Genomic DNA, 15,291 nt, shown 5'->3' with positions numbered 1-15,291 from the left:
TGGCCGGGCGGGTGATGCATACCTGCCCCAGACCCGTCCTGAAAGGGTCGGAATCCCTACCAGAGGTGGGGAAACACAATTGGTGATCCGTCGTCACCTCTGGTCCACGTCAGCGGTCGGGCGAGAATGGATTGTGAGCACCGGTGCGGAAGAAGCGGCTTCGGGGCACCACGCGCGAGGCGGTCGGCGAGCCACGCCAGGATGAGGCGGCGCCGCGACGCCGCACCGTACGCGTCCGTCGTCGGCTCACCACGTCGGTCGTCCTCGTCTCCGTCGCCGTCCTCGGGGCCGGAACCCCCGCCGTGCTGCTCGCCCTCGACGACACCACCGACGCTCAAGCCCTCGTCGACCTCGCGGAGACCAACCGCGGCGCGGTGACCCTCGCCCACGCCCTCGCCGACGAGCGCGACGCCATGACCCGCTATGTCGCCGACGGCCGCACCTCCGCATCCGGCCACGGGGTCTCCGAGGAGATGCGCGCCCGGGTCGACCGCCGGGTCCGGGAGGTGCGCGGGGACGTCCCGGCCTCCGTCCGGCGGCGCCTGGACGCCCTCCCCGAGCTGCGGCAGGAGGCGCTGACCGGCAAGGGCTCGGCCACCGACGTCTTCACCGCCTACACCCGGACCGTCCAGGCCTTGAACGGGATCACCGACACCCTCGCCCGCCGGCTCCCGGCCGATGCCGAGACCGGCGGCACCGCCGCGCTGGCCCCGCTCGGACGCGCGGTGGAGGAGGCGTCCGCCACCCGCGGACTGCTGCTGGCCGCGCTCGACGCGGGCGGCGGCCAGCCCACGCTGGTCTCGGCCGCCCAGCGGACCAACGTCCGCGAGCAGGCGGCGCTCGACGACTTCGAGCAGCTCGCCCCGGCCGCCATGGGCGAGGCGTACCAGCGCACCGTCAGCGGCGCCGAGGTCGACTCCGCCGAGCGCTACCTCGCCCGGCTCACCGACCAGGGCCGCCTCGCGGGCAATGACTTCTTCCTCCAGAAGGACCGCGTCGAGGCCGCCCTGAACGCCCGGATCGACCAGATGCGCGGCGCGCAGTCCTCGCTGGCCTCCGCCGAGGCCGCCCAGCTCGCGCGGGTGCGCGACGACGAGGTCACCGACCTGGAGCTGCGCATCGGCATCGTCGGCGCCGCCCTGCTGGTCGCCCTCGGCGCCGGAGTGCACAGCGCCCGCTCGATGACCCGGCCGCTGGCCGCGCTCCGGCTCGGCGCCCGGCGGGTCGCGGCCGATCCGGCGGCCGAGGAACCGGTCGCGTTCAAGGGCCGCGACGACGAGTTCGCGGACGCCGTACGGGCGATCAACGAACTGCACGCCAAGGCCACGCAGACGTACGAGCGGGTCGCCGAGCTCGAGCGCGAGCGCACCCGGCTCGTCGGCGAGCGGCAGCGGCTGGCCGATGAGCGGGACGGGCTGCGCGCCGAGCGGGATGCGGTCGCCACCCGGCTTGAGGGGCTGCGGGCCCGGGTCCACGGCAGCTTCGTCAGCCTCGCGCTGCGCTCGCTCGGCCTGATCGAGCGCCAGCTCGCCATCATCGAGTCCCTGGAGGAGCGGGAGCAGGACCCCGACCGCCTCGAGACGCTCTTCCAGCTCGACCACCTGGCCACCGGGATGCGCCGCTACGGCGAGAACCTCCTGGTGATCGCGGGCTCCGAGCAGAAGGCCACCCATCCGGGGCCGGTGCCGCTGCTGGATGTGCTGCGCGCCTCGATCAGCGAGGTCGAGCGGTACGACCGGGTGCAGATCCAGGCGCTGCCGCCACATGCCCAGGTCGCGGGGTTCGCCGCGGACAGCGTCAGCCACCTGATCGCCGAGCTCCTGGAGAACGCGACATCGTTTTCTCCGCCGGACGCGGCGGTCCAGATCTCCGGCTGGCTGCTGGAGAGCGGCGAGGTCATGCTCTCCGTCCAGGACGAGGGCATCGGCATGACGCCCGAGCGGTTCGTGGAGCTGAACAACCGGCTCGCCGACCCGGTACCGGAGTACTGCCAGGGCCCCCAGCCGGAGGACCCGCTGGGCCTCGGGCTGTATGTGGTGACCCGGCTCGCGGCGCGCCACGGCATCCGGGTGCAGCTGCGCGAGCAGCAGCCGGGCGGGGTGGCGGCCGTGGTCGTCCTCCCGACGAAGATCCTTCCCTCCGGTCCGCCCGGCGCCGGGCTGCCGCCCGCCCCGCCGGTGGGCGCGGGCGCGACGTTCGGCGCCACCGGGCCGTCGTCCTTCCTGGGCTTCCCGGGCTCGGAGGCCGAGGCGAACTCCAACGCGCTGCCGGGGCAGGCCCGTTCGGTCGCGCACGACCGAGAGGGTGTGGCGGGGGCCGACGCGGAGCCGATCGCCCCGCCCGCGGAGCCGGTGCCCGAGCCGGACCCGGTGCCCCGGGCCGCCGAGCCGGTGCCCGAGGACGAGCCCCGTACCGTGCCCGAGCCCGTCGACGCCGCCGCCGAACCGGAGCCGAGCGCCCCCTGGGCCGTCCCCGGTGCGCGGTGGGGGCTGACGGGGGACACGGGCCGCGACTACCCCATGGAGCCCACGCCGCCGCGCGGCCATCCGGCCCCGGAAGGCGCCGGTGCGCCGGTCCCGGAAGGCGCCGGTGCGCCGGTCCCGGAAGGCGCTGGTGCGCTGCCCGCCCTGCCCAAGCGCGTCCCCAAGCTGGCCCAGGCGGACGGGCCGGAGGGCACCCGGTCCGGCGCGGACGACAAGGCCCCGGCGCCTCGGCCCGAGGAGCCGGAGGTCCCGGCCGTCGAGCAGACGATGGAGCTGACGCTCCGCCGCCTGCGCGAGAGCCAACGGGACCCCGAGGACCGCGCTGGCCGCGATGACCGCTCGGACCGTACGGGTGGCGACGGCCGCGAAAGCCGTAAGGACCGCGAGGACCTTAGGGATCGTGAGGGCCGCGAGGTACGTGCGGACGCGGCGGACACGGCCGACCGCTTGGACGCCGACCGCAGCGACGACCGCGCGGACCCCGGCGACCGCGCGGACCGCGAGTGGTACATCGGCGGCCACGGCATACGCCCGGTCGGCGCGGCCGCCTGGGGCCCGGCCCACGGCGGCTCGGCCCACGGCGGCCCCGCCAACCGCGGCCCGGCCCACGGCGGCCCGGCCAACGGCGCCCCGGCGTCGTACGACGGCCCGGAAGACAGCGTCCCGTCGCCACCCGGCGGCAGGACGGCGGAGGGTGGTGAGCGGGCAGGCGGCGGTGAGCCGTCCGCCGATCCGTACGCCATCGGCCCCGACCAGCACGCCCGCCCGGACGACGAGCCGGTGCGCACCGACAAGGGGCTTCCCAAGCGCCGACCGCGGAACGTGGCGGTCCGGGAGCCCGACGCACGGGAGCGGACCGGCTCGGTGGACGCGGAGGAACTGCGGCGCCGGCTCGGTGGCTTCCAGCGCGGCGCCCGCGAGGGGCACCGTGACGCCGCCGCCGAGATCGCCGCCCACGGCGAGCCCGCTCGGGGGCACGGGGGAGCAGCAGGGCAAACGGGGGCGCAGAACGAGGGTGGCACGGTTGAGGAGGCACGCGGGTGAATGCGCCCAGTAGTACCTACGGGTTGAGTCGCGAGGCCCGTAATCTGCACTGGTTGCTGGCGAACCTGGTCGAGGAGGTGCCGGGCGTCCGTTCGGTCGTGGTCGTCTCGACCGACGGGCTGATGCTGCTCTCCTCCGACACACGGCACCACGCCGCGGCCGCGTCGGCCGATCCGTCGGTGCAGGACGGCCCCAAGGGCTCCAGCGCGGATCTGGCGACGATCGTCTCGGGGCTCGGCAGCCTCACGCTCGGCGCGGCGAAGCTGATGGACGCCGGGAGCGTCAAGCAGACGATGGTGGCGATGGACGAGGGCAGTCTGTTCGTCATGTCGATCAGCGACGGTTCGCTGCTGGGGGTGCACGCCACCCCCGACTGCGACATGACCGTCGTCGCCTATCACATGGCGCTGTTCGTGGGCCGGGCCGGGCATGTGCTCACCCCCGAGCTCCGCAATGAACTACGCAGGTCGCTGGAGCACGCACAGTGACGGCCGCCGGGTCCGGCCGGCCCGCCCGTAAACCCGCTCGCGTACGTCCGTACTCACTCACCGGTGGCCGCACCCGCTCCGGCCATGTGCTGCTGGTGGAGACCTTCGTCGCGGCGCTGGAGTCTCCGGACGGACGGCTCGACCTGGCCCCCAGCGGGTTGAACTCCCGGATGCTGCCGGAGATCCGGGCGATCATCGAACTGTGCGCCAGGATGCGCTCCGTCGCGGAGGTGTCCGCGATGCTCAAGATCCCACTCGGTGTGGTGCGCGTCCTGCTCAGCGACCTGGCCGACCAGGGAAAGATCCGCGTCTACGGCACCGGGCGGGGCCCCGGCCAGCCGGACCGCGCGTTGCTCGAAAGGGTGCTCAGTGGACTTCGCAGGCTCTGAGACGATCACGGCGACCCCGCCGGCGACGTCGGAGATACCCGGGGCCGGGATACCCGGGGCCGAGGAGGTGCTCCAGAGGTGGCAGACGGACCGCTCCCGCGCGCCGATCGCCACCAAGATAGTGATAGCGGGAGGCTTCGGCGTCGGTAAGACGACCTTCGTCGGCGCGGTCTCGGAGATCACTCCGCTCCAGACCGAAGCGCTGATGACGCAGGCCAGCGAGAGCGTGGACGACCTCGAGGCGACGCCCGAGAAGCTGACCACCACCGTCGCGATGGACTTCGGCCGGATCACGCTGGAGAACGATCTGGTCCTGTATCTCTTCGGCACCCCCGGTCAGCAGCGCTTCTGGTTCATGTGGGACGACCTGATGCGCGGGGCCATCGGCGCGGTGGTGATGGTCGACACCCGGCGCCTGGACGAGAGCTTCCCGGCGCTGGACTACTTCGAGAGCCTCGGACTGCCGTATGTGGTGGCGGTCAACCACTTCGAGGGGACTCCGCTCTACCAGGCCGAGGACGTACGGGACGCACTCTCGGTGGCGTCCTCCGTCCCCGTGGTGATGATGGACGCCCGGCGCCGGATCGCGGTCGTGGACGCGCTGCTGGCGCTGGTGAGGCACGCCGTTGACGTGTCACCCGAGTGACGTAACCTCTGCTCCGCCCGTGGGATGGAATGATCCGTTCCTCTTTCCGGCCCGAGCATGAGGGAGAGTCGACAGCCATGCGGAAGATACTCATCGTGGGTGCCGGTCAATCCGGCCTCCAACTCGCTCTCGGCCTCCAGTCCCAGGGCTACGAGCTCACGCTGATGTCCAACCGGACGGCCGATGAGATCCGCGGCGGGCGGGTGATGTCCACCCAGTGCATGTTCCGCACCGCGCTGGACCACGAGCGCGACCTGGGGCTCAACTTCTGGGAGGAGCGGGCGCCCCGGATCGAGGGCCTCGGGGTCTCGGTCGCCGGGCCGCCGGCCCCCGGGGGCCATCCGCGGGTCGTCGACTGGGTCGGCCGGCTCGACGGTTACGCCCAGTCCGTCGACCAGCGGATCAAGATGGCCGGCTGGATGGAGACGTTCGAGCAGCGCGGCGGCCAGGTGGTCATCCACGGCGCCGCCGTCTCCGACCTGGACGTCCTCGTCAGGAAGTACGACCTGGTGCTGGTGGCCGCGGGCAAGGGCGAACTGGTCTCGCTCTTCGACCGGGACGCCGCCCGCTCCCCGTACGACACCCCGCGGCGCGCCCTCGCGGTCGCCTATGTGCACGGCCTCGGCCCGCGCCCCGAGCACCCCGGCCTCGACGCGGTGCGCTGCAATCTCGTGCCCGGCGTCGGCGAGCTCTTCGTGATGCCCGCGCTCACCACCAGCGGCCGCGCCGACATCCTCTTCTGGGAGACCGTCCCGGGCGGTCCGGCCGACGCGTTCCAGGGCATCACCGACCCCTCGGAGCACCTGGAGCGCGTCCTGGAGCTGATGGAACACTTCACGCCCTGGGAGTACGCGCGCGCCACCAAGGTCGAGCTGACGGACGCGGGCGGCACGCTGTCCGGGCGGTACGCGCCGACCGTACGCCACCCGGTCGGGCGGCTGCCGGGCGGCGGTCTGGTGCTGGGCGTGGCCGATGTCGTGGTGGCCAACGACCCGATCACCGGCCAGGGCTCCAACTCCGCGGCCAAGTGCGCGGCGGCCTATCTGGAGAGCATCCTCGAGCGCGGCGACCGGCCGTTCGACGAGGAGTGGATGCGGACGACGTTCGACCGCTACTGGGAGAGCGCGCGGCACGTCACCAAGTGGACCAACGCGATGCTGGCCCCGCCGCCGGAGCACATCGTGAACCTGCTCGGCGCGGGGTCCGCCTTCCCCGCCGTCGCCCACCGCATCGCCAACGGCTTCGACGACCCCTCCGACTTCGAGAACTTCTTCTACGAGCCGGAGAAGGCGGCCGCCTATCTGGACGAGGTCAGGGAAGAGGCCGAGGCGGCTGAGGCCGAAGCCGAGGTTGATGACGAGGTCGAGGTCGATGACGAGGCCGACGATCTGGCTGGGGCCGAAGCCGAAGCCGAGGTGGACGACCACGCCCCCGAGGCCGTCCGGTCCTTCCGCTGACACGAGCCGTCACCGCTTCTTGGCCACCGTGACCGGACCCGGGCGCACCACGCCCTGCAACGGATTGGAGGCGAGCGGGGAGAGCTTCACCCGCTGGCCGGGGCGCGGCGCCTGGACCACCTGGCCGTTGCCCGCGTACATCGCCACATGGCTCGCCCCCTTGTAGTAGATCACCAGATCGCCGGGGCGCAGCTGGCTGAGCGGTACCCGTGGCAGCCGGCGCCACTGCTCCTGGCTGGTGCGCGGGATGGTCCGCCCGGCGTACGCCCAGGCGGAGGAGGTCAGCCCCGAGCAGTCGAAGGAGTTCGGCCCCTCGGCGCCCCAGACGTACGGCTTGCCGATCTGGTTCAGGGCGTAGGCGAGGGCCCGCCGCCCGGCCTCCGCGGACGCCATGCCGGGGCGGCGGCCGGGGGACTGGTGGGGGCGGGGGCCGGGCGCGGTGACGGTGGCCACCGGGGAGGGGGTGCCCGCCGCCGGGGCGTCCCGGCGGCCTCCGGGGGCCGGGGCGGCGCCGCCTGTGCCGCCGCCCGTGCCCCCGTTCGTGGTGGCGGGCGGGCCCGCGGCGCCGGGCGAGGCGCCGTTCGCGGAGCCGAGCGCCCCGGAGGCGAGCAGTTTGCGCTGGGCCTTCGCGGTCTCCTGGCGTTCGCGCTGGGCCACCTGGGCGATCTGGCGGGTGCTGAGCGAGGCCAGCAGTTTCTCGATGGAGCGGAGCTGCTTCTTCACCTTGTCCCGCTGTTTCTTCCGCTTCGCCGCCAGGGACAGCTGTTTGTCCAGCGCGGTCCGTGCCCGGGTGGCGATGGTGTCGGCGCGCCGCTCGCCCTTGGTCAGCCGCTGGATCAGGGCGGCCTCGCGGCCGGCCGCCCGATCCAGCTCGCGCGCTTCGTCGGCGGCGTTCTCCGGATGCGGGGTGAGCAGGGTGAGCAGGAAACTGTAGGAGGAGAGCGCGCTGTGGCCCTGGTACTGCCGGCGGGCCAGCCGTCCCGCGTCGTCGTGGCTGTCGGCGAGCTCCGTACGGGCGTGGACGAGTTGGGCCGTGAGCTCCCTGGTCCTGGTGCGCTGCTTGTGCAGCTTCTCCTCGGTCCCGTTGTACGCCTCCGTCGCCTCCTCGGCCTTCCGGTACAGCGTCTTGAGCTGCGTCAGCAGCTCGGACACGGACCGGTCGGCGGGGCGGGCGGGGGCGGCCGACGCCTTGGCCGCTGGAACGGCGGGCACCAGTGCGGCGGCCGCGGTGATCGCCGCCGCGCAGACCGAGCCCACGATCCGTCCTGACACGTGATCACCTCCGGCTCCGAGACGCCTCTGTCCGGCGTCCAGCTCAGCAGGGATCGTGGCATGACGTTCGTATCTTCAGGAGAATTGTGGGCGAGTCGGGCGAATACGGTCACCCGTCCGGCGGGCGGTTGGTCGGCTCGGCCCGGCGGTCGCTCGACCCGGCCCGGCCCGGCGGTCAGTTCGACCCGCCGGTCAGTTCGGCTTGGACCATGGCCACTTCGGCCCGCCACCCGGCTTTCCCTCCGGGTCGTACTCATAGGCCCAGCCCCGGACCAGGCCCAGCCGCTTGGAAGTGGCGGCGGGAACCCTGCGATAGACATACACCGTCGGCGGTCCGCCCGCCTCGTCCTCCACCGGCACCTCGTAGGTCTTCGGCGGCTGGCCCGTGAGGCCGACCAGCACCGACAGCACCCGGCCGTCCAGCGGCCCGCCCACGAAGGGCGTCTCCTCGCTTCTCACGCCATGACCGTACGTCTCACGACGACCGTACGTCTCACCGGGACGTTCGCTTCACCGCGGCCGTACGTCGTCCCACCGGCCGCGCCCGTCAGGACAGCAGATGCGACGCCTCACCCAGCGCGGGCACCACACGGCGCGCCAGCCGCCCGACCGGCCCATCGGCGGGCTCCATCCTGACCGCGGCCCTCAGCACCCGCGCCGTCTGCGGATCGGTGGCCGCGGTGGCGGTCAGCATCGCCACGAACTGGTCCACCAGCCAGTCGCGCAACTCCTCGAGCGACGGCCGCTTCCCCTCGTCCAGCCAGATCAACGAGGCCGCCTCGACGGCCGTGATCCAGGTGCGCACCATCATCCGCAGCCGCGCACCGGGCTCCTTGACCGCCAGATGGAGCAGGATCTCCTCGGCCGCCGCCCGCCGCACCTCGTCCACGATCGCGTTCGTGCGCGAGGTCTCGGCCACGCTGCCGCTCTGCAACAGCGCGCTGAACCCCGCGTCATGCTCGTCCACGAAGCCCAGATAGCGGTCCAGCACCCGGCTCAGCCGGGCGCTGAGCGGACCGCTCATGGGCTCCTCGAAGCACCGTTCCAGCTCATCGGCGGCGCTGCGCAGCGCCGCCTCGTACAACTGCTGCTTACCGCCCGGGAAGTAGCGGTAGACCAGCGGACGGGAGGCCCCGGCGGCCGAGGCCACATCGTCCAGCGACACGTCCTCGGGCGCGCGGTGGGCGAAGAGGTCGAGCGCGGCGGTGAGGAGTTCGGCGCGCCGCGCCTCGACGCTCAGCCTGCGGTAGCTGCCCCGGCGCGCGGCCGGTGGGCCCGCGGCGACCGGGGGTTCCGCCGCCGGGCGCGCGGCGGCACTCGCCTCCGCCGGGGGTGTCGCCTCCGGGGGCGCCGGAGCGGTGCCGCTGCCTGTCGTCATGCCTGGCAGCGTAACCGCCCATCGTTACGAAGCGGATGCCCCCTTCGGCCCGACCCGGATGGGCCCTCGGGCCCGGCCCGACCGCGCCCTTGGGCCCGGCGGCCCAATCCCCCTTGGCCCGGCGGCCGATGGCCCCGTCCGTCCCGCGGCATCGAGATGCGGCTCCGCCGCGTAGGAAGGGGCGGGGAGGGGAACAGTCCGCCGCAGGCGCCCCCTAAGCGGCCTCATTGAAGTCCGGTGCGGTTCGGGTGCGCCCCGAAGGGGCGCGGGGAACTGCGCGACCAGCCACGACGGCGCCGCGGACGATCGACGACAGGTCAGGGCACTTCCCGCGGAGCGCTTAGGCCAGCAGCCCCGAGCTCTTCCACAGTCGGCGCCCCACACCCCGCATCACCCCGACGTCATCGAGGAATTCGGTGAGCTTGCGGGCGCCGTTGCGCATCACCTCGCGCCGATGGGCGCTGGCCCGCACTTGAGCGACGGCCGCGCGGCGGTCGAGTCCCACGTCCGTGTAGACCTTGGGGTTGATGAACGCCTGCGAGAAGATCCGGGAGAACTCCCCGGAACCGATCCGGGTCAGCTCCGCCTCCCAGCGCGGCGCCCGCAGCATCTGGCGGCGCAGTTCCTCGCGCGCGTACCGCACATGGCGGGCCTCCTCGACCACATGGATCCGGGTCACCCCGCGGATCAGCGGCTGAACGCGCTCGTCCGGGAAGGTCAGCCGCTGCATCCAGTCCAGGATCTCCTCGCCGAGGAGGGTCGCGGTGAACGAACCGGGCGTGGTGGAGAACGTCTTGAAGAACCGGCCCAGGTTGTGGTGGAGCGGGGCGACCGGATACGCCGGGGTGCCGCCCTTGGTGATCAGCCGCGCGAACATCTTGGAGTGGCGGCACTCATCGGCGATCTCGGTGAGCGCGTACCGCACATGGGCGCTGGTCGCGGGCTTGTCGTAGATGTGCCGGGTGAGCAGCTGGATCAGGATGATCTCGAACCATATGCCCAGCGAGGCGAGGGCCGCCGCCTCGTGCTGGGACAGCAGCAGCCGCTGCTCCTCCGACATCCGGCGCCACATGGGAGTGTCGTAGAGCGACACCAGCTCCGGTGGCCAGAACCACTTGCCGGGCTCGAACGGCGCGTCCCAGTCCAGTTCGGTGTCGGGGTCGAAGGAGTGCTTGGCGGAGGACTGGAGCAGCCGCTCCGCGACCCGTTCGCGGTCCTTGATCAGCCCGAGCGCGTCCCGGAGCGCGGGTGGTTCGGTCATGGTGGACATCGTCGAGGGCACCTCACTGATGGCTCGGACAGACGCCGGCGGGAACGGTTACCGGCGGATACCTCTTATGAGACTCCGTGTCAGCAAGGCCGTCAATCCCTTGGGGAGGTCTTATTGACCGCCGAGTAACGGACGTGTGAGCCTGCCGAGTACGCATCCGTTCACGGGGGAGCGAGGCGAAGGAGGCGTCGGTGGCGACGCAAGAGCTCTACGCGATGGATCCCGGAGACCCCCTCTGGCAGGTGCCCGCCGGGGGTGCCGCCCGGTTCAACTGGGAGTACGACGACCACCGGGCCCGGCTGCTCGCCCTCTACCAGAAGGGCAAGGACAAGCAGTGGGACGCGGTCAAGCGGATCGACTGGGGCCTGGACGTGGACCCGTACGATCCGCTGGGCACCCCCGATGAGTCGCTCGCCCTCTACGGCACCCGCCATTGGGACCGGATGACCGACCGGGACAAGGGCGAATTGCGCCATCACGTCGCCGCCTGGCAGTTCAGCCAGTTCCTCCACGGCGAACAGGGCGCGATGGTGTGCGCGGCCCGGATCGTGGAGGCCGCGCCCGACCTCGACGCCAAGTTCTACTCCGCGACCCAGACCATGGACGAGGCGCGCCACGCCGAGCTCTACGGCCGCTTCCTGCACGACAAGCTCGGCACGGTCTACCCCATCAACACCGATCTGCGGACCCTCCTCGGCGACACCCTCCGCGACTCCCGCTGGGACATGGCCTACCTGGGCATGCAGGTGCTCATCGAGGGCCTGGCGCTCGCCGCGTTCGGCCTCATCCGCGACACCACCGACAAGCCGCTGCCCCAGCAGATCCTCGCCTACGTCATGCAGGACGAGGCCCGCCATGTGGCCTTCGGCCGGATGGCGCTGCGCGACTACTACCGGCAGCTGAGCGACGCGGAGCTGCGCGAGCGCGAGGAATTCGTCATCGAGGGCTGCTACTTGATGCGCGACCGGCTGCGCGGCGTGGAGGTCCTGGAGAACTTCGGCATCCCGAAGGCCGAGGCCGAGGAGTACTGCGAGCAGTCGCAGTTCCTGCATATGTTCCGCAAGCTGCTCTTCAGCCGGATCGTGCCGTGTGTGAAGGACATCGGGCTGTGGGGCGAGCGGCTCCAGCGGGCGTATGTCGACATGGGCGTGCTGGAGCTGGGCGACAGCAACCTCGACCTGCTGATGCACCAGGACGAGGAGCTGGCCGAGCGGCTGGACCAGCAGCGCTTCGCGGCGGAGGAGGCGGCGCGCACGGGCGAGGTGGACGAGGCGATCGCGGAGGGGGCGGCGGACGCGCGGGCGTAGTACGTACATGACGCTCGGGCGTGCGTACGCACATGACACCCCCTCAACCTCGCCTCAACGCACCGACCTTGGTAGATTCATGATCACCGCCAGCGGATAAGGCCGAGGTCATTGGGGTGACCTCGGTCCGGTGGCGTTCATATGCGTTCATATGCGTTCATATGAAGGAACGGCCGAAGGGTGCTCTCCACGGCGGTGGGGGGCACGCCTTTGTTCCGGCGTTCCGGAGGATGATGGTGGGGTGCGGATTCGAACGAGCACCAGTGAAGAACTCCCCGTCCTCCAGGACATAGAGCGCGCCGCCGGACTCTGCTTCCGGGACATCGGAATGGACGAAGTCGCCGATGACGAGCCCCTGAGCCTGGAAGAGCTGAGCCGTTACCAGCGGGCCGGACGGGCCTGGGTCGCGGTGGACGACGCCGACCGGGCGATGGCGTACCTGATCACCGACCCCGTCGACGGAAACATCCATATCGAGCAGATCTCGGTCCATCCCGACAGCGCCCGCCGTGGCGTGGGACGGGCCCTGATCGACCACATCGCGACGCGGGCCGCGGGCGACGGCGTCCCCGCGCTCACCCTGACCACGTTCGTGGACGTGGCCTGGAACGCCCCGTACTACGCCGCACGGTGCGGCTTCCGGGCCCTGACCGAGGCCGAGCTGACCCCCGGCCTCCGCGAGATCCGGCTCAGCGAGGCCGGTCACGGGCTGGACCGCTGGCCACGGGTGTGCATGCGCAGGGATGTGGGCTAGCCACCGCCTACGTGCGCACTCGACCGCCCATCGGCTCGGCCACCGCCTAAGCGCACAGCTCCGCCACCGCCCGCCCGAACGCCCGTAACCGCGCGGTCTCGTCCGCCCGCCGCCACACCAGGCCGAGCATCGAGTCCGGCACCCCCTCGACCGCTACGAAGGTGATGTCCCGGCGGCGGTGGTACTCCGCCGTCGGGGCGCACAGCAGCATCCCGCCCCGGCCCGCCGCGACCGCCGCCAGCCCCTCCTGGAGCGTATGCACCAGCGGCCCGCGCGGGATGGGCCGCCCGCCGGGGGTGGCGGTGGGCGCCATCGCGTCGTGCCAGTAGCGCGGCGCGGGGGCGGACGGTCCGATCAGCGGGCAGTCGGCCAGCGCCTCGGCGTCCACCCGGCCGCGGCCCGCGAACGGATGGCGGGCCGAGACCACCACCGTCTGCGGCTGCTTGGAGAAGACCGGGCCGAGGACGAGGTCGGGCTCGGCCACCGGCAGACAGACGATCGCGGCGTCCACCTCACCGGCCCGCACCGCGCCGAACGGATCGGCCAGCGGGATCTCCACGGTCGTCGGCTCACAGTCGGGGTGGCGCTCCCGGAAGGCCGCGATGGCCGCGGTCACCCGTTCGTCGGCGGCCCCCTGGAACCCGATCCGCAGCACGCCGTCCACCCCGCGCGCCGCTCCGCGGGCGCTCTCGAAGGCTCCGTACAGCGCCTCGTAGGCGGGCCGGAGCTCGGTCAGGAACCGCTCGCCGAGTGGGGTCAGCCGCGCCCGGCGGCTGGTGCGCTCCAGCAGTCGGGCGCCGATCCGGCGCTCCAGGTTCCGCAGCAGCTGGCTCACCCGGCTCTGCGAGACATACAACCGCTCCGCCGCGCGGCCGAAGTGGAGCTCCTCGCTCAGCACGAGGAAGCACTCCAGCTCGCGGATCTCCAACTCGGCCATGGGCAATGGCCTCCCACCGACGCCGATTGTCGAGCCTTTGTCGAGCCTCCACCGATTGATGAGCCTCGCTCATGGAAGGCTGAAAACTTCGGCGTTGTTCCCGCAGGGGCACGGCTGTTCGCTAAAGACATGTCCAATAGCACGGAACTCAGCGCTCCGGCAGGCGCATCCGGGTCACCTCCCGAGGGGCGCTCGCCGTTCAGAGCCCGGCTCGGGGCCTGGCTCGGGTCCCGGCTCGGAGCCCGGCCCGGGTCCCGGCCCGGAGCCTGGCCCGCCGTCGTCGCCGTCGCGGTCGGCACCTTCGCGGTGGTCACCACCGAGATGCTGCCGGTCGGCCTGCTCACCTCGATCGGCTCCGCGCTCGGGGTCTCGGACGGTACGGCGGGGCTGGCCATGACCGTGCCCGGCCTGGTCGCCGCGCTCGCCGCCCCGCTGCTCACCGTCACCGTCGGCCGCTACGACCGGCGGCTGGTGCTGTGCGGTCTGATGGTGCTGCTGGCGGTCGCCAATCTGCTCTCCGCGCTGGCGCCCGGCTTCGCCGTCCTGCTGTTCGCCCGGGTGCTGGTCGGGGTGAGCATCGGCGGAGTGTGGTCGATCGCGGGCGGGCTCGCGGTGCGGCTGGTGCCCGAGCGCTCCGCGGGCCACGCCACCACGCTGATCTTCAGCGGTATCGCGGTGGCCTCGGTGCTCGGGGTGCCGATCGGGACGCTCATCGGCGATCTGGTCCACTGGCGGATCGCGTTCGCCGCCTTCGCCGCGCTGTCGCTGGCCGTGGCCGCCGCCATGGCCGTCACCCTGCCGTCGCTGCCCGCCACCGGGACCATCCGGCTGCGCGAGGTGCCGGGGCTGTTCCGCAACGTCCGTTTGCGGACCGGCCTCATCACCACCCTGCTGCTGGTCACCGGCCACTTCGCCGCGTACACCTACGTCCGTCCGGTGCTCGAGGACGTCGCCGGGGTCGGGGCGGGCCTGATCAGCACCCTGCTGCTGGCGTACGGCGTGGCGGGCATCGCCGGGAACTTCCTGGCCGGCGCCACCGCCCACCGCGATCCGCGCCGCACCCTCATGGTCATCTTCACCCTGCTGGCGGCGGCCGAGCTGCTGGTCCCGGTCGCCGGGGCCACGACGGCGGGGGCGGCCGTACTGCTGCTGGTGTGGGGCCTGGCGTACGGCGGGGTGTCGGTGACCTGCCAGACCTGGGTGCTGCACGCGGCGCCGGACGCGCGGGAGGCGGCGTCGGCGCTGTACGTCGGCGTCTTCAACGTGGCGATATCGCTGGGCGCGCTGCTCGGCGGCCGGGCGGCGGACGGGATCGCGGTCCCGAGTGTCATGTGGTTCGGGGGCGCGCTGGTGGTCCTCGCCCTGGCGAACGTGGTGCTGTTCGGCAGACGGAGGTGACGAGGGCCACGTCAGGCCATGTGGACCTGGCGATCAGGTGAGACCCTGAAACCAGGGGACTCGTCGGCGGGAGTGGGTCCGATGGCAGTGAGCATGCACGTGGTCTGGAGCAAGTGCGAGCCGGGACGCGTCATCTACGAGACGCATTCCATCGAGACGGTCACCGATGGCTCGGGCGTCCACGCGACCGTCGACAGCCATACGTATGAGATCTCCCTCCGCAGCCGGGCCCAGGCGGAGTCCATCGCGGACGAGGAGGGCTTCGAGCTGTACCGGAAGGGCGAGGCGTGGGAGAGCCTTCCCGAGGAGGAGGGGCTTTCCGAGGAGGAGGGCCTCTCCGAGGAGGAGGGCCTCTCCGAGGAGGAGGGCCTCTCCGAGGAGAACGAATGAGTAAGGAGCGGCGCCCAGGGCGCCGCTCCTTACCTGCCGCTCTTTACGCCTCTTTACGTCGTGCTCCGCCGGGCCCCG

General features: G+C 72.3%; 14 protein-coding genes. 9 read left to right on the top strand and 5 right to left on the bottom strand.

Going from position 1 to position 15,291, the window contains the following annotated elements; translation table 11 throughout:
- Positions 1-143 precede the first annotated feature (143 nt).
- From ACT2CW_RS11360 to ACT2CW_RS11340, 5 genes are all read left to right on the top strand, one after another.
- Positions 144-3,527: a nitrate- and nitrite sensing domain-containing protein gene (locus ACT2CW_RS11360; RefSeq protein WP_445516456.1), complete on the top strand. Its 3,384-nt coding sequence runs from the start codon at positions 144-146 to the stop codon at positions 3,525-3,527.
- On the top strand, positions 3,524-4,015 hold the full coding sequence (locus tag ACT2CW_RS11355; RefSeq protein WP_138913841.1) for a roadblock/LC7 domain-containing protein: 492 nt from the start codon (positions 3,524-3,526) through the stop codon (positions 4,013-4,015). The genes ACT2CW_RS11360 and ACT2CW_RS11355 overlap by 4 nt, the downstream gene beginning before the upstream one ends.
- On the top strand, positions 4,012-4,404 hold the full coding sequence (locus ACT2CW_RS11350) for a DUF742 domain-containing protein (RefSeq protein WP_020868455.1): 393 nt from the start codon (positions 4,012-4,014) through the stop codon (positions 4,402-4,404). Before ACT2CW_RS11355 ends, ACT2CW_RS11350 begins: the two co-directional genes overlap by 4 nt.
- A gap of 34 nt (positions 4,405-4,438) precedes the next feature.
- The gene (locus ACT2CW_RS11345) at positions 4,439-5,050 is read left to right on the top strand and encodes a GTP-binding protein (protein ID WP_106969044.1); all 612 of its coding nucleotides are present in this window, start codon (positions 4,439-4,441) and stop codon (positions 5,048-5,050) included.
- A gap of 77 nt (positions 5,051-5,127) precedes the next feature.
- Positions 5,128-6,507 (top strand): styrene monooxygenase/indole monooxygenase family protein, encoded by a 1,380-nt coding sequence (locus tag ACT2CW_RS11340; RefSeq protein ID WP_445516455.1) that lies wholly within the window; start codon positions 5,128-5,130, stop codon positions 6,505-6,507.
- Positions 6,508-6,516: 9 nt separating this feature from the next.
- Here ACT2CW_RS11340 and ACT2CW_RS11335 read toward each other — a convergent pair whose 3' ends face one another.
- The 4 genes from ACT2CW_RS11335 to ACT2CW_RS11320 all read right to left on the bottom strand — a co-directional run bounded on the left by ACT2CW_RS11335 (position 6,517) and on the right by ACT2CW_RS11320 (position 10,427).
- Positions 6,517-7,779 (bottom strand): NlpC/P60 family protein, encoded by a 1,263-nt coding sequence (locus tag ACT2CW_RS11335; RefSeq protein ID WP_445516454.1) that lies wholly within the window; start codon positions 7,777-7,779, stop codon positions 6,517-6,519.
- A gap of 192 nt (positions 7,780-7,971) precedes the next feature.
- Complete coding sequence (locus ACT2CW_RS11330) at positions 7,972-8,238, bottom strand: hypothetical protein (RefSeq protein WP_138913838.1); 267 nt, start codon at positions 8,236-8,238, stop codon at positions 7,972-7,974.
- An 88-nt stretch (positions 8,239-8,326) separates the two neighbouring features.
- On the bottom strand, positions 8,327-9,157 hold the full coding sequence (locus ACT2CW_RS11325) for a TetR/AcrR family transcriptional regulator (RefSeq protein WP_445516453.1): 831 nt from the start codon (positions 9,155-9,157) through the stop codon (positions 8,327-8,329).
- Between the two features lie 340 nt (positions 9,158-9,497).
- Positions 9,498-10,427, bottom strand: a complete 930-nt coding sequence (locus ACT2CW_RS11320) for an AurF N-oxygenase family protein (RefSeq protein ID WP_037951122.1) — start codon at positions 10,425-10,427, stop codon at positions 9,498-9,500.
- Positions 10,428-10,618: 191 nt separating this feature from the next.
- Here ACT2CW_RS11320 and ACT2CW_RS11315 point away from each other — a divergent pair, with 191 nt between their 5' ends.
- Positions 10,619-11,734, top strand: a complete 1,116-nt coding sequence (locus tag ACT2CW_RS11315; protein ID WP_445516452.1) for a ferritin-like domain-containing protein — start codon at positions 10,619-10,621, stop codon at positions 11,732-11,734.
- 241 nt (positions 11,735-11,975) lie between these two features.
- Entirely contained in the window at positions 11,976-12,488 is a 513-nt protein-coding gene (locus ACT2CW_RS11310; protein WP_138913835.1) for a GNAT family N-acetyltransferase, read from the top strand.
- Positions 12,489-12,534: 46 nt separating this feature from the next.
- Here the strand turns inward: ACT2CW_RS11310 and ACT2CW_RS11305 are convergent, their stop codons facing one another.
- Positions 12,535-13,425: a LysR family transcriptional regulator gene (locus ACT2CW_RS11305; protein WP_182472077.1), complete on the bottom strand. Its 891-nt coding sequence runs from the start codon at positions 13,423-13,425 to the stop codon at positions 12,535-12,537.
- A gap of 129 nt (positions 13,426-13,554) precedes the next feature.
- Between ACT2CW_RS11305 and ACT2CW_RS11300 the strand changes: the two genes are divergently transcribed.
- Positions 13,555-14,823 carry an MFS transporter gene (locus ACT2CW_RS11300; RefSeq protein ID WP_445516451.1) on the top strand — a complete coding sequence of 423 codons (1,269 nt, stop codon included), beginning with the start codon at positions 13,555-13,557 and terminating at the stop codon, positions 14,821-14,823.
- Between the two features lie 81 nt (positions 14,824-14,904).
- Positions 14,905-15,213: a hypothetical protein gene (locus ACT2CW_RS11295; RefSeq protein WP_445516450.1), complete on the top strand. Its 309-nt coding sequence runs from the start codon at positions 14,905-14,907 to the stop codon at positions 15,211-15,213.
- Positions 15,214-15,291 lie beyond the last annotated feature (78 nt).

This window comes from Streptomyces sp. NEAU-174, assembly GCF_052665095.1.
Note: the sequence above shows the minus strand (reverse complement) of the source record. Positions and strands in the feature narration are given on the sequence as shown.

Excerpts from the sequence above, each read along its gene's own strand:
- ACT2CW_RS11320 (WP_037951122.1), bottom strand. The coding sequence starts at position 10,427 with ATGTCCACCATGACCGAACCACCCGCGCTCCGGGACGCGCTCGGGCTG.
- ACT2CW_RS11300 (WP_445516451.1), top strand. The coding sequence starts at position 13,555 with ATGTCCAATAGCACGGAACTCAGCGCTCCGGCAGGCGCATCCGGGTCA.
- ACT2CW_RS11325 (WP_445516453.1), bottom strand. The coding sequence starts at position 9,157 with ATGACGACAGGCAGCGGCACCGCTCCGGCGCCCCCGGAGGCGACACCC.
- ACT2CW_RS11340 (WP_445516455.1), top strand. The coding sequence starts at position 5,128 with ATGCGGAAGATACTCATCGTGGGTGCCGGTCAATCCGGCCTCCAACTC.
- ACT2CW_RS11305 (WP_182472077.1), bottom strand. The coding sequence starts at position 13,425 with ATGGCCGAGTTGGAGATCCGCGAGCTGGAGTGCTTCCTCGTGCTGAGC.
- ACT2CW_RS11295 (WP_445516450.1), top strand. The coding sequence starts at position 14,905 with ATGGCAGTGAGCATGCACGTGGTCTGGAGCAAGTGCGAGCCGGGACGC.